17 protein-coding genes are annotated in these 22,781 nt (G+C 36.9%); 6 read left to right on the top strand and 11 right to left on the bottom strand.

What is annotated here, in order from left to right; all coding sequences use genetic code 11:
• Window positions 1-18 precede the first annotated feature (18 nt).
• The 5 genes from Q0794_RS06920 to Q0794_RS06900 all read left to right on the top strand — a co-directional run bounded on the left by Q0794_RS06920 (window position 19) and on the right by Q0794_RS06900 (window position 6,229).
• Entirely contained in the window at window positions 19-1,089 is a 1,071-nt protein-coding gene (locus Q0794_RS06920) for a two-component system response regulator (protein WP_298941007.1), read from the top strand.
• Window positions 1,090-1,254: 165 nt separating this feature from the next.
• The gene (locus Q0794_RS06915; protein WP_298941006.1) at window positions 1,255-1,605 is read left to right on the top strand and encodes a RidA family protein; all 351 of its coding nucleotides are present in this window, start codon (window positions 1,255-1,257) and stop codon (window positions 1,603-1,605) included.
• A 264-nt stretch (window positions 1,606-1,869) separates the two neighbouring features.
• A complete protein-coding gene (locus Q0794_RS06910; RefSeq protein ID WP_298941005.1) occupies window positions 1,870-3,522 on the top strand; it encodes a protein adenylyltransferase SelO in 1,653 nt (550 codons plus the stop codon).
• A 115-nt stretch (window positions 3,523-3,637) separates the two neighbouring features.
• Complete coding sequence (locus Q0794_RS06905; protein WP_298941004.1) at window positions 3,638-5,317, top strand: FapA family protein; 1,680 nt, start codon at window positions 3,638-3,640, stop codon at window positions 5,315-5,317.
• 189 nt (window positions 5,318-5,506) lie between these two features.
• Window positions 5,507-6,229, top strand: a complete 723-nt coding sequence (locus Q0794_RS06900) for a YebC/PmpR family DNA-binding transcriptional regulator (RefSeq protein ID WP_160061830.1) — start codon at window positions 5,507-5,509, stop codon at window positions 6,227-6,229.
• A 230-nt stretch (window positions 6,230-6,459) separates the two neighbouring features.
• Here the strand turns inward: Q0794_RS06900 and Q0794_RS06895 are convergent, their stop codons facing one another.
• The 9 genes from Q0794_RS06895 to Q0794_RS06855 form a co-directional block, all read right to left on the bottom strand.
• On the bottom strand, window positions 6,460-7,194 hold the full coding sequence (locus Q0794_RS06895; RefSeq protein WP_298941003.1) for a hypothetical protein: 735 nt from the start codon (window positions 7,192-7,194) through the stop codon (window positions 6,460-6,462).
• A gap of 11 nt (window positions 7,195-7,205) precedes the next feature.
• Window positions 7,206-10,385, bottom strand: coding sequence for a bifunctional proline dehydrogenase/L-glutamate gamma-semialdehyde dehydrogenase PutA (gene putA, locus Q0794_RS06890; protein ID WP_298941002.1), 3,180 nt, complete (start codon window positions 10,383-10,385; stop codon window positions 7,206-7,208).
• A 163-nt stretch (window positions 10,386-10,548) separates the two neighbouring features.
• Window positions 10,549-11,328, bottom strand: a complete 780-nt coding sequence (locus tag Q0794_RS06885) for an AraC family transcriptional regulator (RefSeq protein WP_298941001.1) — start codon at window positions 11,326-11,328, stop codon at window positions 10,549-10,551.
• A gap of 484 nt (window positions 11,329-11,812) precedes the next feature.
• Complete coding sequence (locus Q0794_RS06880) at window positions 11,813-12,040, bottom strand: glutaredoxin family protein (protein WP_298941000.1); 228 nt, start codon at window positions 12,038-12,040, stop codon at window positions 11,813-11,815.
• 107 nt (window positions 12,041-12,147) lie between these two features.
• On the bottom strand, window positions 12,148-12,627 hold the full coding sequence (locus tag Q0794_RS06875) for a peptidylprolyl isomerase (protein WP_298940999.1): 480 nt from the start codon (window positions 12,625-12,627) through the stop codon (window positions 12,148-12,150).
• Window positions 12,628-12,782: 155 nt separating this feature from the next.
• Window positions 12,783-13,676, bottom strand: coding sequence for a hypothetical protein (locus Q0794_RS06870; RefSeq protein WP_298940998.1), 894 nt, complete (start codon window positions 13,674-13,676; stop codon window positions 12,783-12,785).
• A 2-nt stretch (window positions 13,677-13,678) separates the two neighbouring features.
• Entirely contained in the window at window positions 13,679-14,920 is a 1,242-nt protein-coding gene (locus tag Q0794_RS06865; RefSeq protein WP_298940997.1) for a hypothetical protein, read from the bottom strand.
• Window positions 14,920-15,543 carry a hypothetical protein gene (locus tag Q0794_RS06860; RefSeq protein WP_298940996.1) on the bottom strand — a complete coding sequence of 208 codons (624 nt, stop codon included), beginning with the start codon at window positions 15,541-15,543 and terminating at the stop codon, window positions 14,920-14,922. The genes Q0794_RS06865 and Q0794_RS06860 overlap by 1 nt, the downstream gene beginning before the upstream one ends.
• A complete protein-coding gene (locus Q0794_RS06855) occupies window positions 15,536-19,291 on the bottom strand; it encodes an ATP-binding protein (RefSeq protein WP_298940995.1) in 3,756 nt (1,251 codons plus the stop codon). Before Q0794_RS06855 ends, Q0794_RS06860 begins: the two co-directional genes overlap by 8 nt.
• Window positions 19,292-19,860: 569 nt before the next feature.
• On the opposite strand from Q0794_RS06855, the gene Q0794_RS06850 reads away from it, so the two are divergent.
• Entirely contained in the window at window positions 19,861-20,979 is a 1,119-nt protein-coding gene (locus Q0794_RS06850; RefSeq protein WP_298940994.1) for a conjugal transfer protein TraF, read from the top strand.
• A gap of 126 nt (window positions 20,980-21,105) precedes the next feature.
• Here Q0794_RS06850 and Q0794_RS06845 read toward each other — a convergent pair whose 3' ends face one another.
• Entirely contained in the window at window positions 21,106-21,645 is a 540-nt protein-coding gene (locus tag Q0794_RS06845) for a DUF1415 domain-containing protein (protein WP_298940993.1), read from the bottom strand.
• Window positions 21,646-21,746: 101 nt separating this feature from the next.
• A complete protein-coding gene (locus Q0794_RS06840) occupies window positions 21,747-22,682 on the bottom strand; it encodes a patatin-like phospholipase family protein (RefSeq protein ID WP_298940992.1) in 936 nt (311 codons plus the stop codon).
• Between the last annotated feature and the right edge of the window lie 99 nt (window positions 22,683-22,781).

Raw genomic sequence — 22,781 nt, 5'->3', positions numbered from 1 at the left:
ACATTCATGGAGAAGTACATGATGAACAGTTCCGTTATTCTTGTTGTCGATGATAACCCTATGAATATTGAATTGATGGAAGCTTATCTTGAACCTAAGGGATATAAAATTATAGCCGCAACCAGAGGCCAAGAAGCATTAGATATATTAGACAATCAAGCTATTGACCTTATTTTACTCGATGTAATGATGCCAGGAATAAGCGGCTTTGAAGTGACTCGAAAAATACGAAATGATGCATCTTCAAAATATATTCCAATTATTTTGATCACGGCACTCAGTGAAAAAAAGGAACGAATAGAAGGTATTGAGGCGGGATGTGATGATTTTATTACTAAACCTGTAGACAAGAATGAACTGTACTCAAGGGTAAAATCTTTACTTAAAATAAAAGATTACAACGATTTAAAAGATAACTATCAAGCACAGTTAGAGGCTGAAGTTGCCTCAAGAACAGCATCGTTAGAAAAAGCGATACTAAGCCTAAAAGCCGCCTCACTAGAAACCATTAATAGATTAACCAAAGCAGCTGAATATAAAGACGAAGAAACCGGCGCGCACATACAACGCATGAGTTTATATTCTGAAGCCGTTGCACGCAGTTTTGGCCTTGATGAAACGATGACTGAAAATATATTGTTTTCAGCTTGTATGCACGATCTGGGTAAAATATCGACACCGGACAACATACTATTAAAACCAGGTAAATTAGATGCAGATGAATGGGTGATCATGAAGCAACATACCGTTGTAGGAGCACAAATTCTGACGGGTTCAGATTCGGAAGTGATTCAATTAGGTGAAATAATTGCACGTTCTCACCATGAAAGATGGGATGGAAGTGGCTATCCTGATGGTTTAAAAGGAAGCGATATTCCAATTGCAGCGCGTATTGTCGCCATTGCAGATGTCTTTGATGCTCTTTCATCTGAAAGACCTTATAAAAAATCATTTTCAGAAGACAAAACGTTTTCTATCATTAAGGAAGGTAGTGGCAGTCACTTTGACCCCGCCGTCGTTGATGCTTTCTTTGCAGTACAGGATGAAATTCTAGCAATAAAACAAAAATATGCTGATAACGTCGTGTAAATTAGCCCCTTTCAAAGCGTTAATGACTTTTAAAAGTGCGTTTACTTACCATTAGCAGCACTCTCTATCATGTTGTTTATCTCCAAACACCTAAAATGCTCGCCTTTTTAGTCTGAGACGTTACAATTATTTAACCTTTTAAAATGATAACGATAGAGAGTACAAATGATTGAACGTCAACAAACCAAACAACGCATGAGCCGAGTAGTAAAACACAATGGTACCGTTTATTTATGCGGTCAAGTGTGTGCAGATGCCACTAAAGACATTAAAGAACAAACACAAACTATGCTAGACAAAGTAGATGAGCTGCTGATTGAATCAGGTAGTTCTCGTGAGCACATGTTATCAGCGACGGTTTATGTTAAAGATATGGCATTACATTTTGCTGGCATGAATGAAGTGTGGGATGCATGGGTGCCAGAAGGTCATGCACCAGCACGTGCCTGTGTAGAAGCTAGTATGGCGAGAGATGTGCTATTAGTTGAAATATCAGTCATTGCTGCTGTTAAATAGTTAATTAAATAGTTAATAAAGCCACAACGCCATTAACTACTTCGCTATTAACAGCGATTGCATTTAAGTGTTCAGGTTAAGTATTGAATTTAAGTTTTTGACTTAAATCTACCGTTTACCTGTTCAGCTTAAATGCGCTACTACAGCGTTCAATTTGACGATTCAATTGAACTATTCTACTTAGACACTTTCTTTGCTGAACCAGTATCGCGCAATAGCTGTTATCAAGCCATCAAACTCCCATCGCTACCGTTAGGAACATCAATGAGTCATTTATTACCTCCATTACATCCCGTATTTGTTTCTTCATTGCCTGCAGATTCAAATTTAACAAATACATCTCGCAGTGTTGAACATGCTGCCTACTCATTTGTGGCACCAGCGCCGACAAAATATTCTAAGATTATTTGTTGTAACGATGTATTAGCCATTCAATTAGGTTTTTCTAAGACAGCATTAGCGTCAACTGACTTTGCGGATTTAATCAGTGGTAATCATCTTGATTCAACGATGCAACCTTATGCGATGAATTATGGTGGACATCAGTTTGGTCAATGGGCAGGACAATTGGGTGACGGGCGCGCAATTAACTTAGGGCAATATAAAACTAAAAAGAATGAAGGCAATGAAGACAGTGAAAACAGAAACGACTATGTCACTTTACAGTTAAAAGGATCAGGCAAAACGCCCTATTCGCGCAGAGCTGACGGCATGGCGGTGTTACGTTCATCGATCCGTGAGTATTTATGCTCTGAAGCTATGTTCCATTTAGGTATTCCTACAACGCGCGCTCTCAGTTTGATCCTAACAGGTGAAGAAGTCATTCGAGATAAACTTTATGATGGCAGAGCAGCTTATGAGCCTTGTGCAATCGTTGCTAGAGTCTCCCCTTCCTTTTTACGTTTTGGCTCACTACAACTACCTTCAACACGTGGTGATTTAGATTTATTAAAACAAACACTCGAATACAGTATTAAGCATGATTATCCGCACCTTGTACCTGCAACTGGCGTGATTGATAAATCGGTGTACTTACAATGGTTCTCTGAAGTCTGTGAGCGTACGGCACAGTTAATAGTAGAATGGATGCGAGTTGGCTTTGTGCATGGCGTACTGAATACCGATAATATGTCACTGATCGGTGAAACCATTGACTTTGGCCCTTACGGTTGGATTGATAACTTTGACCTGAATTGGACACCCAACACCTCTGATGCAGGTGAGAAACGTTATCGCTTTGGTCAACAGGGTTATATTGGTCAGTGGAACTTATTTCAACTGGCCAATGCGATATATCCATTAATTGATGAAGCAGAACCACTGCAAGAAATAATCACTAGCTATACACAAATTTATCAAGATAAATGGTTAGCGATGATGCGTAGTAAACTAGGTATTCCAGTTCAACAAACCCAAGAAAACGGCGCGTTAATTGAATCAGATGTGTTGTTATGTAAAGCGTTAGAGCCGTTATTATCTCGCGTGAGTACGGATATGACCTTATTTTATAGACACCTTGCAAACTTAAACAGTGACTTTGATCTCCACAACACAGATTTATTAACCACTCATTTTTCAGAATGTTTTTATAATATGGAAGAAATAACAGAAGATTATTTATCTATACTCGTTGAATGGTTAACTAAGTACCAATCAAGGCTATTACTCGCGTCAATAAATGATGTAGCGCGTAAAGAAATGATGGATAACGTTAACCCTTGTTATATTTTACGTAACTTTCAAGTTCAAGAGGCCATTGAATTAGCTGAAAATGGCGACTATTCACGTGTTTCAATACTTTCTGAATTATTAAAAAAACCTTATCAACAACAAGAGCAATATAAACAGTTTGAAATGAAACGTCCTGACTGGGCGATGAATAAGTTTGGGTGTTCTGCACTGTCATGTAGTTCTTAATCTTGCAAACAAGTTCACATTATGACATCTAGTTGACTTTAAATAGATTGAATATAATGTGAACTTTAAATATTTAGTTTATTATTACTGCAACCACACTACTAAATAGGTATTCATGAATCAATCTAGCCTGTCAATGCAACAAATTGTGTTAAGTTCTGATAGCGCGCAGCTATTACTCAAAATAACACCTATTTACGCTGAAATCAGTGCAGATGATATAACTAATTTATTAAACAACCCCGCTTTACCTTTATTTAAAGTGAACCTTGAAGGAATAGAAAGTGCGGTCATCGCCCTAAACTCTTTACAGGATCTAACCGAAGATGAAGCGATTGCATTTGCCCCTATTGTTATTGCTGATAAACAAGATGCATTGTTAGACATTATCATATCCGATGATGCTTTAAGCGCCTCAGCAACAATAACAACAGCCTATGGCGGCGCACCCATTACCTTGAATGATATAAAAAACAAATGTGACCACTTAGGTTTAAAATTCGGATTATTAACCAAAAATGTATTTGGTTTATTGAATATTTGTAAAAATGAAAAACCTGGTAAGGTATTCAAAATTAATATAGCGAATGGAACACCTGCTGTTAATGGTGTTAATGCAAGGTTTGAAAAGTTAGTCAATACTGAAAGCCATCGTAAACCTCAACCTAAACTATTAGAGAATGGCAAAGTCGATATGCTCGATTTAGGCCAATCGATCACAGTCAAAGCGGGAACGGTATTAATGAAAAAAATACCGATGATCGAAGGTAAACCAGGCCGAAAAGTAACCGCTGAAATAATTGAGCCCTTACCAGCAAAAGATGCGTCTTTTATCGTTGATAAAAATGTTCATGTTGACCCTAACAATCCTTTACAGCTCATCGCAACTACTTACGGAATTCCACTCGATAAAAATAACTTCATAAAAATAGATGACGTTTTACTATTAGAAAACGTCGACAATAGATCAGGTAATGTTATCTACGATGGCACCATCGTCATCACGGGTGATATACATGAAAACATGAAAGTAAAAGCCAGTGGTGATATTACCGTTTTAGGGGTTATTGAATCAGCAGAAGTTATTTCTGGCGGTGATTTAACCGTTGAAATGACCATTATTGGCCACCATAATAAATCAGATGAAGACTTCAGTTGTAAAATAAAGTGTAGTGGAAATTTAACCGGTACTATTGCACAGTATGCGAGTTTAAATGTTGCTAAAAACATAACGCTGTCCAATCAATTGATTCATTGTGAAACACAATGTAAAGGCACTGTTTTTGTTCATAATAATACATTCAGCCAAGGCACTATTATCGGTGGGTCGACAACCAGCCACAAGGGTATTAAAGCCGTCACTATTGGTACAGCAGGTAGCACTAAAACAATTATAAATTTAATCAGTAGTGCTAAAGAATTAGAACTTGCAAAGAATAAATGCATTAAAGAAGTTCAACTATTTGATAAAATGATAAATCAATTTAAGAAAGCAGAAGATAGAGCAGATTCTATTGCCGACATAACAGTACGTAAAAAAACTAAAAAACAAATATTTCTTGAAAAACAGCAATATCGAGATAAAAGCGATCAAGTTCAGGCAACACTCGCTACGATTAAAGTTAAACTAGAGCAGTCTTATCAAAGTACTTATTTAACCGCCACCAAAAAGCTATACAGTGATACCATTGTGAGTCTTGATACACAAATCTGGTCAAGTACAGAAGAGTTTGAAGCGAGTACGGTTTCCATTATAAATAACTGCTTACAAATATCGCCTTATCAAGCACCGTAAATAAACGGTGTGACACCTCTTCACTAACATGAATTTTCAATCTATATTCAGTTAATTCATTGATTAAGATAAAAAACATCAACTTAATCGTTAAAATCACTGACAGGCTCTAGCACCAGAAGTCATTACAGGCTAAAATTCTGACCATTATTTTTTCCGGACAATCCATTAACACAAGAGAGCATTCAGATGGGAAGAGCATATCAAAACAAAAAATTAGACATGGCAAAAACGGCTGGCGCTAAAACTAAAGTTTACTCAAAATACGGTAAAGAAATATATGTTTGTGCAAAAAATGGTGGATTTGACCCAGACGGTAACCTAACACTTCGTCGTTTAATTGATAAAGCTAAAAAAGATCAAGTACCTGCACATGTTATTGACCGAGCGATTGATAAAGCAAAAGGCGGCGGCGGAGAAGATTATGTACGTGCAAGCTACGAAGGTTTTGGACCTGGTGGTTGTTCTGTCATTGTTGACTGTTTAACTGATAATGGTAACCGTACTTGGACTGATGTTCGTAACTGTTTCAATAAAACGGGTGCAAAAATTGGTTCTCCTGGCACCGTTGCTCACATGTTTGAACACCAAGCTGTATTTGTATTTGATGGTGAAGATGACGAAGCTGTGCTCGAAGAATTAATGATGGCTGATGTTGATGTGGTAGATGTAGTCGCTGAAGACGGCAAAATATCTGTATTCTGCCCTCACACTGAATTTAACAATGCCAAAGTAGCATTGCATGCTATTTACCCAGAGACAGAGCTTGAAGTTGAAGAAATCACCTATGTGCCACAATCTGATACTGAAGTCACTGAAGAGCATGTTGAAAAGTTTGAAAAATTCTTAGAAATGTTAGACGAATGTGATGATGTACAAAACGTATACCATAATGGCATTTTACCTGAATAAATTTTCGGCGAAATAGCCTTACAGTTATTGAAAGCTAACTTCTGACAAGTTAATCGACATTGACTGATTTTGTCTATACAGATCAAAAAAGCCACGTTTTTGTTACGTGGCTTTTTTGTTACTTGTATTTTATTGGGGTCATATCAATATCATGACTAAAACCTCATAACTAAAGCCTTATTACTAAAGCTTTAGTAAAATATAACCAGCAATAAATGATCTCTCTATCATTAATCACCACACCCTAATGCTAATAAGGTGGCGTTTCCTCCGACGGCAGTGACATTAGTGGTTAAGGTTTTTTCAGTGATAAAGCGTAATACTAAACTTTGGTCTCGTACCATTTCTAATCCTTGCAAATCCGTTTCAACAATTAATAATGCAATTTGCCCATCACGCTCTGCTAATACTCGATTTAAACGAATGGCTTCTGCTTCACTTCCTACATAGCCCACACCTGCAATAGCAGGATTAATAATCACATTTTCAAGTTCATTATTATCTTTGACAGTAATGATCGGCATGTCGATATCAGAAAAAACACAGACTTGCTCAAGCGTACTAATGATGTCTTCATGCTCAGATAAAGCAGCCATTACAACGCTATTACCTGCCACAAGCGCACAACTTACCAACGCAATAAAAGCTTCGATCGGTGCGTCTTGTTCTGCCATGATCACAAATGGGCCACGTCCTGAGGTACTTAATACGTTACTTTCCCCTGTCGGTCCTGGCATCTCTTCACCTGAAGAAATAAGCGGCACAGCATGTAAACTATGAAAATCAACCATTTGCCCCGGCAATAGCCCCAAACTGTGTTGTAACTTTAAGAGCTCACTCCATTGGCTGATTAATGTAATACGTTGTTCAATCTCAATAGCATTCCAAGTTAACCATGCTGATGTTGCTTGTTTAATGACTGATGTTGATGATTGGTCATTTGAATCTTGAATTGATTTAGACATGATTAACTCCTTTATACTGTTTCAAAATTGATTGGATCTGTTTTATCAGTATCCATCACAACCGAATTTAATACTTGTTTAGTAAAGCGATGAATATAACGTGGTCCACCCGCTTTAGGCCCTGTACCAGATAAACCTTGACCACCAAACGGTTGAACACCAACAACAGCCCCCACTTGGTCACGATTGATATAACAGTTTCCAACACGACTTGAATTAGCAATTTGCGTATAAGTCGTTTCATTACGACTGTGTATCCCCATGGTTAAGCCAAATCCGGTATTATTAATTTGATCGACCACTTGCTCTAACTCTGATGACTTAAAGCGAATAACGTGCAAGATCGGCCCAAACTGCTCTTCCGTTAGTTGCCCTAAATGATCTATTTCGATTGCTGTTGGTGGAATAAAGTCACCTTTACTGCAACACTCATTAAGTTCGACCTGTGCCAATAAAGTATGTTGTTTAGCCATCGTCTGTATATGCTGACTCAACTTATCTTTAGCCGTTTTATCAATGACCGGCCCGACATCCGTACTATGTAAATACGGTAAACCAACTGATAACTCTTTCATTGCCCCTTTGATTAACTCAATCACACGTTCAGCAATATCTTCTTGAATAAACAGTACTCGTAATGCCGAGCAGCGTTGGCCTGCTGATGCAAATGCTGAACGAACGACATCACGAACAACTTGCTCTGGTAACGCAGTACTATCAACAATCATGGCATTTTGGCCACCCGTTTCAGCCACAAAAGTAGCAGGTAATGCCTCTCTTTTGGCTAAATTACGGTTAATTGCTTGAGCAGTATTGGTTGAACCTGTAAATACAACGCCCGCAATACGAGTATCAGACGTTAAAGCAGAACCAATTTCAGCCCCATTACCCGTTAACAAGTGAATGGCTTGCTCTGGGAACCCCGCTTCTAACATTAAAGAGACTGCGCGCGCTGCAATTAATGACGTTTGTTCAGCAGGTTTTGCAATCACAGTATTACCAGTGACTAGTGCCGCACTAATTTGGCCAAGGAAAATCGCTAACGGGAAATTCCATGGACTAATACAAACAAATACGCCCTTACCTTTACGACGCACTTCTTGAATGATGTTATCAAAGCTCACATTCGCTTCACTGAATGAAAGACTGTAAATAGCTTGTTGTCCATAGTAACGACAGAAGTCTATCGCTTCACGGACTTCATCAATACAATCATGAATGGTTTTGCCTGCTTCTTGGTGGCATAACGCAATCAACTCAGGCATATTCTCTTCAAGTAGGTCGGCTAAGTTATATAAACACTGAGCACGTTGATCAACTTCAGTATTATTCCAATATTCATAATAACTGTGCGCGCTTGTTAATGCGTTTTCAATCATCTCAGGTGTTGAGAACAAAACTGAACCCACATCAATGGTGCGATCATAAGGGGCAGTACAACGTTGTAGAGTCGCATCATGTGCTGCATCGGTATGCATAACACCATCGACGATCGGTCCTGCTTGCCAATAATGCCCATCGAAGGCTTTTATTGCTTCTTCTAACGGTGCTAACTCACTTTCAATATCGATATTAACGCTACGTGAGTTCTTTCTATCGGTAAAAATAGACGGCGGTAAAACAATCAAACTATTATGTAATGTTGGACGTCTTAATAACGTATCCACTGGATGCTCTGTTAATTCTTCAATAGGACAATTTGCATCAACCAATCTATGAACGAATGAACTGTTAGCACCATTTTCTAATAGACGTCTCACTAAGTACGGTAAAAGATCTTTATGGTTACCCACTGGCGCATAGATACGCACATTACTCTTGAACATCTCCATCACATGATAATATAAAGCGTCTCCCATGCCATGTAAGCGTTGAAACTCATAAGATTGATGTTGTGCCATTGTTGTTATCGCCGCCACAGTGTGCGCATTATGAGTCGCAAATTGAGGATATATAAGCCCTTCAATATGTGCACTTAATAGAAAACGAGCACAAGCAAGGTAAGAAACATCCGTGGCTTCTTTGCGAGTGTAAACAGGATAATCTGCAAACCCATTTTGTTGAGATAGTTTAATTTCGGTATCCCAGTAAGCGCCTTTCACTAAACGTAAAGGGATCACATCCCCCTGCTCTTTTGCTAACGCAGCTAACCATGTCAATACAGGTAATGCGCGCTTACTGTAGGTTTGAATAACAATGCCTAATTTCCCCCAACCTTGTGTTGTTGGGTGACGATATAATTTTTCAAATAAGTGTAATGAAAGCTCTAAACGATCTGCTTCTTCTGCATCAATGGTTAAACCTACTTTTAATTCACGTGCTTTTTCAATGAGTAACAACACCGTATCAAACATCTCGGTCATAACTCGCTCTCTATTAGCCACTTCGTAACGTGGATGTAATGCAGACAATTTAATAGACACAGTCGCTGCGTTGGTTTGATCTGCTTGATTTAACGTTCTATGCCCTACTGATTCAATGGCTGTCATATAATCGTTAAAGTATTTTTTAGCATCACTGGCTGTTAGAGCAGACTCACCCAACATATCAAAGGAATAACTGCTGCCTTGGTCGATAAAAGGCTGACCATTCTTTTGTGCTTCTTCAATACTTCGACCCAGTACAAACTGATGTCCCATTATTTTCATTGCTTGATTCATTGCTTGACGAATCACCGGCTCAGACAACTTATTAACGAGGTTACTAAGCACACCAGTTACATTCTTTTTAGTGGTTTTCTCTATATTGACAATTTTACCTGTTAACAATAATCCCCACGTTGAGGCATTAACAAAGACAGAGTCAGATTTTTTAAGATGTGATTTCCAATCAGCAACACTTAATTTGTCTTTAATCAGTGCATCAGCCGTTTCTTTATCTGGCACGCGCATTAATGCTTCCGCTAAACACATCAGTAAAATACCTTCTTTGGTATCGAGACTGTATTCAACCAATAAGGCATCAATCATATGCACTGCATTTTTATCTTTACGCACACGTTTAATCAAATCAGCCGCATGATCATTAATTAAATTAAACTCATCCTTTGACGGTGTCGCTAATGGTAATAGCTGTTCTAACCAAAATGACTCATCCACCATATACAATGGTGATATGAGAGACCATAACGTCGCTAAGTCAGACTCTATAAAATCTTCACGTAGAGTATCTACAGCAATTAATGATGACATAAGCAATTCTCCTAAAAGTCATAGCATTGGTTAAGGCTATGTTAAATAAATATGACTAATTTTCGATAGTATTTCTAATTGAATAGAATTTCTTATCAAAAACTACGATTGGTATGTCTAAAAGTACGATGAGATTTTTTATGTGACAAAAGTCACATAATGGCTAGTGACGAAATTTGGAAGGAGAAGTGCCTTGTAGCTTTGTAAAGCTATGGGTAAAGCTACTTTGGTTTGCAAAACCACTCGCGCTAGCGATTGAAGCTAAAGTTAACGAATTATCTTCTAATAACTCTTTAGCCAAATTAAAACGCATCTGCAATATATATTGATGCGGGGTTAGACCAACTTGCTGCTTGAAAAGAAGATGAAATTGGCTTTCGCCCAAAAAAACACAGCCAGCTAACTGAGCGACGGTAATTTTAGTAGAAATTTGCTGAATAATAAAATTATCAATAATGACCATATTGATTCTATTTCTTGGTATTAACTTTTGAGGATATTCAGTATTAACGTGGCGCTGTAATAAAGCAATAATGGTGTTTTTACAGGCATCTGTAACCAATAAGTCATCAGGTGATTGACGGATTTCTTTAACGAGTAGCTGTAACAAACATTGAAATTGATTATCGATTTTAAAATAATGATTATTGTTAAAAATAGGGTCAATACGTTCGTTGGTATATTTATCTAAACTACTTTGATGAGGTAGGTTTAAGGTTAATATTTCGGACTCTCCAATACCGTTGAAGGCATGGTCAGACGACGCTGTCACAATACACCCTTGTCCCGGTACGATTAGATTTTGTAGTCCCTCGATACTAAATTCAGAATAGCCTTTTAATGCAATCACTAACTGATGATGATCGTGATCATGCTGTTGCACTTCATTAGGTAAAGTAATCACTTCAACTGGACGAACAGGTCCTGGGTCAGGTGGTTTCATAATGACTCCATTAAACAATCACAAACGACTATCTATTGTAAAAACACATAAAAAAATGATGATAAAAATCATGTCTATTTAATATTAATTCGAATAGTTAAATAGTCCAATCAATTCATTAAAATAATCAATAAAATAGTTTCAACACTCACCCCTGAGAGTAAGCATTTATTAAAAATCTAGCAACATAAATTTAGATAAAAATAGAGGAGAGTTAATGAGAACGATAAACAATGAGGCATTTTACTAATAATAGTAAATCAATGTGACGGAATACGGGCAGCTTCCAGGACTTAACACCCGCTGAATAAAGCACTATCAAGCTATCATCCAACAAAGTAGAACCTTCAAGACAAAGTAATTAATTACACCACTAAGTGACACCATCAAGCATCAAAAGGGTGAAAATTAAGTATCAAGCAAGTGTTGAAATAGCTAATAAATAAAGTTTAAACATAAAAGTTAATGTCTAGATTATAAAACATTAATCTTTATATAAATTATTAAATCCTTTTACGCTAAACCCATTTAATAATTGATCACCAATTTTTAAAACAGGTACACCACGATAGCCCGTCTTAGCAAACTCTTTTTGTCCTGTAGGACTTTTAACATCGACTAATCTAAACGCTATTTTTTGCTGTTCAAGATATTGCTTTGCAGTTTTACAATGAGGGCAATTAGCCATAGAAAATAAAGTAATACGCTTCATATAAAGTTTCCTAAAATATTCGAAAGAAAATAGAAAGGTCGAGTGCCAATTTGAAACTGCTATTCTGCCACTTCAAATCAACACTCAGACTACTATTTTAAAAACGATTAATGACCACAACCACCTTTAGCATGTGCATGGCCGTGTGATAATTCATCTTCAGTTGCAGCGCGAACACTGATCACCTCAATATTAAAGGTTAATGTTTTGCCAGCAAAAGGATGGTTTAAGTCACAATCAGCATTGAAGCGCCCTACTTTAATAAGCGTCACTTCTTGCTTACCTTGGTTAGATTCGACAACCGCCGTCATACCTGCAGTCCATTTTTTAGCACCTTGTAAATGCTTAAGTGGAATACGTTGTAATGCATTTTCACGACGTTCACCGTAAGATTCTTCCGGTGTTAATGTCACTTCGAATGTGTCACCAACTGTTTTATCAACGAACGCTAATTCCATTTTTTCAAATAAGCCACCTGCACCATGGAGATAAATTAGCGGGTCATTACCTGCACTATCTTCTAATAGTTCAGCGTCTTCAGTAAGACGGTAGTGAAATTCAACGACGCTATTGTTAGCTATTTGCATATTCTTTCCTTTTGAGTATTGATTCTTTTTATCTTAAATATAAATTAAATAAGATGAACAGAGTTTATAAATTAATACTTAACCATTTTTGGTTGTTAGTTATTAGTTATCTTTAATTGTGAATAACTGATCGCTTAAGAAAGAGGATCAATTATTTAATCTAATGTAAATACCGATAAAGGTATTTGGTGAGCTAATATATGCTCTTGTTTAATCGTTTGTCTTTGTGCAGACATCACTGTAAGTAACTTATCAAGTTCCAAGGGGAAATCACCTTGATTGCTTTTATTCATTAAATATTGCTTAGCAGCATCCTGTTTAAAATAATCAAGGTCATGTCCACCGACATTAAAGTTTATCAACGCATGGGAATTAGGAGATAACATAGTAGATGCACCGCTAGTCATGGCGATCTTGATACCTTCAGGATCACAATCGGCAAAGCATAATAATTGATGAGAGCCTTTAAAACGTCTAAAGAAATCATAAGCACGCCCTGTACTTTGCTCTCGCTTTACGTCTCCACGATAAACCCATAACGCATTAACTAAGTGTTTCGCATTATCCAATAGAACTAACTTAGCCAAGTTAGCCATTACCGCCAGGTTTTCAACTAACACAATGTGTTTATGCTCTATGGTCTCTATCTTATTGGCATTGATATAAATACCTAGTGATGAAAACGCATTAATCTCTAGAATTTTTGAATTAATTTGTAAGTTATTCAATGAATTAACTAATACAAAGTCTTTACTGACAGCCAATGCATTCATTTTTTCATCGTTATGGCTAACGGCATTTTCTATTCTAGATTGCTGTGCAGGGTAAGCATCAAAAAGGAGATCAACATTTAATTGTGACTTAACTAACTGAATGATTGCTGCCCTGTCCTTTTCAGTATAAAGCCAATAGCCATCAACAATGCGTCCTATTCGATGGGTATCAATCACCCATTGACAACTTTTAGCTGTCTTTACTCTACCAAGGTCTGCTTTAAGGTGTTTTGCAAAGAAGTTGTATTGTATTTTATTAAAAAGATGACCGTTCATCGTTAATTCACTTTTACTACAATGTCACTATAAGACCAGTTATGAGAAATACCCGTTAATTGCTTTCCTTTAGGTTTTATATCAATCAATGCTTGCTGCGCATTGGTTAACTTGCAATAACTACTAAACACTAACTCGACCCAAGCAACAGGCTCTATATGTTGTTTTTCAATATGCCATTCAGGTAATGCTTCTTGCCAATAATTCACTGCAGAAACCGCTTCGTTAGTCGTGATAGCGAGTTCAAATAATCGTTCGGTTTGTTCTTCAAAGTAATCATAGCTAAAGCTCATTGGTACATTATCTAACACTTCAACAGAAGAGGTTTCCCGTGCTGAAGGTTTAGTGACACTATTAAGCTTACGTAAAGATTGTACTATTTCGATTAATGCTTGCTCATGCGCAGTTTCTTTTACATTAATATAAGACTTAATCGGCATCGGCGCTGCAAATCGTAGCGATTTAGGCAAGGCTTTGTCTTCAAAGATCGTCTCATTAATTTCAAATTCAGGATGCTTATTTAAGTATCGCGCCATATTACGCAATAAGCTTGCTTGTTTTTCGTCACGTCTTAATTTGAATAAGCTGAGACGCATACTATCAATGATAAAACGCAATCTTGGTAAGGTTTGGTTAAACCAATAAATAAAGCCACTAATTTTACGTGCCAGCTCAACAGGACAAGCCCAGTTCATCCACTCGTAACAGGTTTCGGGATCTATCTGTTGTAACTCGGTTAAGAGCTTTTGTGCGTAGGTCAAGGCACGTTCATTTTCACGTACTTTAGCGCTAATGGTTGAAACAAACCCAAACTGACTAGAAATCGCATAATGCATATTATCTAAGCTAACGTTTAGATTGTCTTTCGCTTCGTATAGGAGATCGTCTAACTGATCTAAGTAATATTCAGCATCATCTTGCTGGTCGCCAATCACAGATAGTCGATAATCATTGACTGTATCTTCTAAGACATCAATGACCTTTCCCATATCAGTGAGCTGTCGATAACTACTTTGTTTACGCATTAAACGATTAAGCATACGCTTAAGTTCAGCACTGACTCGGTAATCACCAGGTTCATCATCGGGTCTAAGTAATGATTTTTTATGTAATGCCGCTATTTTACGTGCGTCATCCCCATCACCTTGCACAGAGCCAAAGACATAAGCTTCTGCTAACAACTGATCATTTGCACCTAGTTGACGTAATAATTCAGCAACGTCTTTTGTATCGTAACCCGCCATTAAAACAATAACTCTTCTTGTTGCTGTTCTATTGTTTCTGGTAATTCAATGCGTTCAGAGTCATTTAAAAATTCGATAAGCAAATACACTAAATCAAAGCGAGCCGTTGCAAAGTAACGGCTACTCCCTGTATTTTTACGAACAAAATAGCCTAATTCTTCTAATTTATGGAAAACAAATACCAGCTGTTCACGGCTTTCAAGTTTGTTGGTTTTAAACGGCTTTATGGCGGTTAGATGACGTAATTGCTCACGTAACGTTTGATCATGTTCAAAGGGGTCAAATAACTCATTAATATTAATAATCGATTTAGCATGAACGGGTAAGTCAGTTTGGCTCGCCGTTAAAATCAATTCTAGAAATTCTACTAACGGACGAAACATACCTCTAATGTCAGTAAACAAAGCACTGAGTTCAGCTGTATTGTTACTATCAACTTCATTAAACGTACAGTAGAAAGCATCTGCGCTGTCTAAATAAGTTAATTGGCGATCGAGGTTTGATAGAAAATCAGTCACACGATCTTGATTAGATTGCGCTTGTAAAAACAAGTATTCGTCTGCAAAGCCTGTTTCACAGATAACCGCACCGGTCAGTAAGTGTTGTACTGTTTGTTTAAACATCTTGGCTCTCCGTCTGTGCAGTGGCTGTTATGTCAGAGACTAAAGGTTCATTAGTGTTTGATTCAGCATTTGCAGTCTCTGAGACCTGCTTACGTTTTAATAACAATTCATCTAAACGCGATGTTGGAATATGTGCATGGAAAATTTTATTGTCTTTTATTTTATAATGACGTTGATATAACGACAATATATGGCGATCCGTTGAAGGTGAAGCCGATAACATAGTAATTGAATTCTCATTAAACATAGTTAATAGCAGGTCGATATTCTCTGCCGCTAATTCACCTAATTCATCAACGGGTAAAATAATTTGTGTTTGCGCGTCACTCTCACCTCTCAACATCCCTAAAATACCTGCATATAAAGACAGCATAGCGAGATAAGACAAACCAGTCGAACTGATCTTTTTAAGCTGTCTAGCATTACGAGCATGCTTTGTCTGTCCTTTCTCAGAGATAGTAAACTCAATATCAAACAACTGATGATGTGCTAATGCAAAACCATCACTTGGTAAGTAAGCAGATAGTTTTTGCATTGCCACAATTAAGTCATCTGGAATGTCACCTACACCATCACGCAGATCATCTCGATATTTATCAAATAACTTAGCAAACTGTTGTAACGGTCCCCAGTAATCGAGTTCTTCTTGTTTCATCACCGTATTAACATTGATATCTGCTAATGCTTCAAAATGCGCCAGTTTAGTCACGTTACTCGATAACTGCTTGCCAATGCTTTTAATACGACGCGCAAAGTGTTCAATGTGTTGATAAAACTCATTGATCATGTTGGCGTTAACTGTCACCAATTGGTACGTGTTCTTTTGTTTTTGAACTGCACTACTAAGTAAGTCTGCAATCGGATGTTGATATTTAAATAAGCTACGCGCCCCTTTATAAATATCATTATCTGCTACTAATTTAACCCAGTTTTCGTACAATTCACTGTTACCGTTGTTTTTAGCAAAGGCGGTATTAAATTGTGTAATTTGGCTTTGTAAGCGTTTATCAATAGTTTTGAATTGCTTAACCCAGTCACCACAGAATGTCACCGTTAAGTCAGCATTGTTATGAGGTTCAGCCTCAGATAAAACAGCTTCAATGCCATATTGCTCACATTCACGCTGTGCTAAACCGAGTTGCAATAATAGGTCAGCATCATCGTTTAATTGCTGTGAGACTTTCTTGTATAGTTTCTGTTTTTCACTGATTAAATTAGTTTTTTCAATGGTTAAATCAGCTAAATTATTTTCAAGTCCACGTTTTTGTACTTCACGATTTTGATTTTGTTCAACCAGTTGATCACGATGAACATAACGCTCATTCATGAACTGTTGATATTCACGCGCTTTACGAGCCCAAACCGCACAGGCTTCAAGCTGTTCAGTGAGTTCTACTCGTTGCTTGATGCGTTTATCAACTTCACCGTCCGGATCTAACTTATCTAATGCTTGATCACGTTGTTGTTTATAATCTTTTTGACGTGTTTTAGCACTCTCTAGAATAGAAGCTAATTGTTCTGCTAATTGTTCTAATTGACTGTCACGGTCAGACTCAATCACCATACGCTGATCTAACATTTGATTGTTAAGCTCAAAACGTTGTTCTTGTTGTAATTCTTTAAACTCTTCTAGCTTAGTTTGCTGCTGTTTAATCTTGGTTTTGAGTTTTTTAATATTATCTTCAAAAGCCAGCGCAGCTTGTTTAAGATAGCGTTGTTTTTTAATCTCAAGATTATCTTGCTGCGTTTTAAACTGCTCACGTTTTAACTCTGCTTTTTGTAAGCCCTGTTTACGTTCGCTGATCAATACTCTTTGGTTATCAATTTGTTTATTTAAATCAGTCAACTGTACGTTAAGATCTTCACCCTGCTTATGTAACATGGTAATTTTTGTTTCAATCTCATTTAATTTTTCACGTAATTCGTTTTCATTCAACTGCAAGTCATTATCTTGTAGTTGGTCTAAATCGATTTGTAATCCGAATAAACTCAGCCGTGAATCTTGTGTTAACCATTGGGGCGTTAAATCTTTGCGTGCTAATTGCTCTGCAGACAACACACGTCCGATATTTTCCTTCCAACCTGTTGCTTGGCTTTCATTAGTTAAGAAATGCTGAAGTGAATCGACCTCAGGTAATAATTGCAGTTGTAATTGCTGACGAGATTTTTTAGTACTTTCTAACTGACGGTTATTTTTAGTATGCTGATCTAGTAATAACAAACGCTGTTTATCGAGTGTATTTAACTGTTCGTTATCACTGCTGAGTACTTGTAATAAATCACTTAAGTTATCTTTCACTTCAGACATATTACGTTGGTTAACGTCAATCTCTGCTTGCAATGATGCTTCAACTTTAATGCTTTGTTGTTCCATCTCAAGCATTTTCAATTCATTTTGTAAGGTCTGCAGGTCCATATTAAGTTTTAAATAGCTTTCGTTTAATTGCTCATTTAATTTACTTAACTGACCTTGGTAAGTTTCAGAAATAGTAGACAGCTGAACACTGGCATGATCTTTCACTTTAGCGACTTGCTCATTATTTCGCGCTTCATCTTTTACTTTCTGTAAGGTTAAGGCTTGCAATAAAGATTCAAATTTAGATTGGACTTTATTAAGGTTACCTTCAAAAGCTTCAATGATGTCATTCACATCATTCAATTCTTGTTGATAACGAGGAGCATTGTCAGCTTGAAGTTGAAAGCTAGCCGCATCGTTATCGTCGAATTTTAATTTATCTTCATCTAATAAATCGATACGACTTTGGTCGGCTTCTATCTTAGCCAAGAGTTTACTGATGTCAGTTTGTAACAAACTGCTTTGTTCTTTTAACTGCTTATCTAATGTGGTGATTTCGTCTTTGAATTGAGATTTTTGCTCACTACGCTGTGTTTGTAATGCAGAAATCGTTTGTTGATGATCTAACATTTCTGCATGCAAATGTTGTAATTTAACCAATAAGTTATCTAACTGTGTAAAGTCAGTTTGCCACAGTGCAATTTTATCACTTACTTTTTGAATAGAGCGACTGGCTTGAATATCCGCTAACCACAAGCTTATATCTTGTTTGTTCAGCGTTATTTGCTCTTTCTCTTGACCTACAGACCTTGCGATATGGTCGCTAGCAATAGCCACCAGCATTTGTTTTACTGCATCAAAATCTAGGTTCTTCTCAATCGTACCGTTAACCACTTTATCTAAATGAGGTGTTGCTAAGTCACTAAAAGAGAATCTGTTTTGTAGTTGTCTTACTTCTTTAACTTTACGTCCACTGCGTAAGTTTTGAATCACTTGGCGATATTTATCAACGCCTAAATACACTGAACACTCAACGCCTAGGTTACGATAAACTCTTTCTACTTCTGATACGGTTAACGGTACTTGGTTATCGCCAATAAAAAGGTGACTATCAAAACTACTATCAATGAATTTAAACTGTACGCCACGTCCATCTGAACTGGCTAATGCCATACATGTTTGACCACCTGGACGTTGGTATTCATACACCAACATACTCGAGTCACGCGGTAAATAATAATCAGCAAAATTCTTCGCTTGGTCAACCTTACTCACGATATCACTAGGACGCATTCCATAAAATAAAGGTAATAAACGCATTAGTGACGTTTTACCCGCACCGTTAGTCCCTTCAAGTTGAGTATGACCGGATAGATCCAATTCGTTAACTTGCCCTTTCCAAAAGCTATCGATAATAATAATACGTAATAATTGATAGACTTGTTGTGCCATGGAAGTTCCTTGTTAACTAAAAATATATAAAGAAGAGAGATAAATACTGCGTTATTGTAACGGTATAAAAATACGACGCAAAAAACTCGTCAATTTATCGTTCTTAAGCAATTTTGTCGACCAGTTTTAAGTCAGATATTACGTTAATTTTAATAATTGCAGGATATCTAAGCAATACCACTATCTAAAGGGTATTAATCAGTAACAATTTTACGTTTAAATGCGGATAACATTTCACTCAGTTTTAATCGTCGAATAACAATCACATTAAAATTCAACATTGAAAGCACACTATGTTCAATTATTTACATCGGTTTTTATACACACGGCAGGCCCTTACTAACGATGAAGACAATATAAACGTTGACTACGGCTAAACGCTTCATTCTTTTTCATCGTTCGACTCTTTTCTTCATTGTATTTTTCATTAGGTAAGAAAATAAATGCCAAAGTGAATGATTTAAATACAACCTCACAACAAATACCTCACATAGAGTAGATTTATTATAAAAAACAAACTAATATCAATTGTTTTGAAGCATACCCGTTTACTAAAAGGACGTTTAAACATGAATAATAAATCAATATTAGCATTAAGTATCATGGGGGCATTATTAGCTTCAAATGTAAGCGCCGCGAGTAAGGTAGCTGACGCACGTGGTAATGCAATGGGTAATACAGGCGTCGCATCTGCCGATTATCTTACCGCACCCTTTTATAACCCAGCATTAACAGCAAGTTACAAAGATGAAGATGACTTTGGTATTTTTCTGGCGTTAGAAGTTGCAGCCAATGACCAAGACGACGCGATTAGCGTTATTGACGACCTTCAAGATAATATCGATGATAGTAATCAAAGTGCAATTGATCAAAACCTAAATGAACTCGATGGTGCTGAACCAGTACGAGTAAATGCAGGTATCGGTTTAGCCATCGCATTACCAACTGAATTTGTTGCTTCTAATTTATTTGTACATAGTTACGCTGAAATAGTCGCTACTACCGATATAACTAATAATAATTACCAAACTTCAACAGTTGATTTAGTTGCATTTGGTTACATTGAGCTTGGTTTGGCCTTAGCAAAACAATTTCAAATATCAGGTGAACGGTTTTCTTTTGGTATAACGCCTAAATATCAACAAATGACCACTTATGCTCAAGTTGCGACTGTTGAGGATTTTGATGTTGATGACTACGATGAAAGTGAAACAACAAAAAGTGCATTTAACGTTGACTTAGGTGCCGTTTGGTACAAACACGACTTCCGTGTAGCTTTAGCTGTTAAAGATCTTATTGCACAAGAAATCGATGTGTCGAATAACCAAGGCAATAGAGATGGTATAAATGGTACCTATAATTTAGACACGCAGGTTACTGTCGGGGTTGCTTATGACACTGATTACTTTGTTGCCGCTATTGATGCAGATTTAACGAAACAAACACGTTTTGAGAATATTGATACTAATGATGATACCCAATTCATCAGGTTTGGTATTGAAGGAAATGCTTGGGGTTGGGCGCAATTACGTGCAGGTTACGAAATTGATTTAGAAGAAACACTGGATAATTCAATCACTGCTGGTATTGGCATCAGTCCTTTTGATTTAGTCAGCCTTGATATTGCAGGTTCTTATGCCGGTGAAAACCAAGTCGGTATTTCGACTAATTTAGCATTTACTTTTTAATTTTACTTTTTAATATCTGTTTAACGTAAAAGACTGAATGGCATAATATTTCAAATATAGTGTGCCATTCAGTTTAATATTACCTAGATATTAACGACTTAACTTGAACTATTTGGTTAACTTGAACTACTTGACTAATAGGCAACTTGCCAATAAATCTGCAAAAAATGGACTGCCCTTTTTATTAAGAAATTCTATATTTCTGTCAGGAATTGCATCCACATCAGGATGTGCTGCAATTGCTTTTTCCATGCTACTTTCTCTGATGATATGTAAAGTAGGATAAGGCGAACGGTTACTGTAATTTGATGCCGCTTCTTCAGGATCCCCTTCAAAACAATAATCAGGGTGAAAATGCGCTAACTGATAAATACCTTCATAATGACTCATTTGTAATAAGTGATTAGACAAATAAACAAGATCTAAGAAGCTATCAAAGTCGGTACACGCTTCACTCAAAATTAATAACGTCGTTTCTGTCTGTTCATTATTATCTAAAAAAACACACTCTTCAGTTAAGCGTTCTAGTACGCCTTCAATGTCAGTACTGTTGTCTTCACAATAACGAATACTCCCTCTATCCATCTCTTTTTTAGCAAAGGGACAAATATTGTATTTCACAATCACTTTATTAACCCAAGCTTGAGTACTACTTACTACGTCCACATTGTTCCCTTATTTTAGTAATGGCAAAAGATTAGATTGCAGCATTACTTATGTCGTTTATTTCACTTTTTAAGTTGCAAATTAAAGCTTATCAAAAACCTTTATTTACTCACTAACTGTTTATTATTATTTAAAATCTTTTCTGCGCTTTTGTAACCTAAATCAATCATCTCTCTTGCGCGATCAAACTCTAATGTGCCACAAGCGTTACGTGCGATGACAATATTATAATCGGCAGGATAGGCCGCTAATTTTAAACGGGCAATGGTACTTTGCATCGCATCAAAAGCTTGGTCAGCAATATCATAGGCTTCTAAACTTGAAGGTTTAGGCACGATACCACCAATATTATCACTCAATTTTTTAATATAATGCCCAATTTTCTGTTGGAAAGATAATTCGTCAACACTAGATAACACCTCACTAAGTGTGTCTGGCTCTGGACAGTTATGATTCATTTCCCCTCCAAGGTTGACCGCAATAATATGGTCTGTCTGGTCACTAAAAGTAGGTGCAATAGGAACAGGGTTTAATACGCCACCATCAATCAGCTGTACGCCTTTTCTTATTACTGGCGTAAAAAACAATGGTAATGAAATAGACGCACGAATAGCATCAAATAAACAACCTGAGTTTATCCAGACTTCTTTTTCATTTTCAATATCCGCAGCGACTGCGGTGAACTTAAGAGGGAGTCCTTCTATTGGCTGATCACCTAATAATTCTCTTAATGTATCAATGATTTTATCACCACGTAATAAACCACTAGAGGTCCATGAAATGTCTAATAATGAAATAATCGATAGTTTATCTAAGCCACATACCCATTGCTCAAACTCATCTAACTTACCTGCCGCAAACACGCCACCAATAAGCGCACCAATTGAGCACCCAGAAATTGATTTGATCTGATAATCATTTTCCACCAGCCATCTAATAATACCGATATGTGCCATGCCACGTGCACCGCCACTGCCAAGTACCAATGAAATATTTTTATCTGATGTTGACTCAGTTCCAGTTATATCGATATGCATAACAAACCTTAGAAGAATAAAGAGTCATGAGTTTAAATAAATTTATACATTTTATGAAGTTTTTAAATGAGTTAATTGAAAGCAATGACTTATATAACC

The sequence above is a fragment of the uncultured Psychromonas sp. genome (genome assembly GCF_947489755.1).
Classification (GTDB): domain Bacteria; phylum Pseudomonadota; class Gammaproteobacteria; order Enterobacterales; family Psychromonadaceae; genus Psychromonas.
Note: the sequence above shows the minus strand (reverse complement) of the source record. Positions and strands in the feature narration are given on the sequence as shown.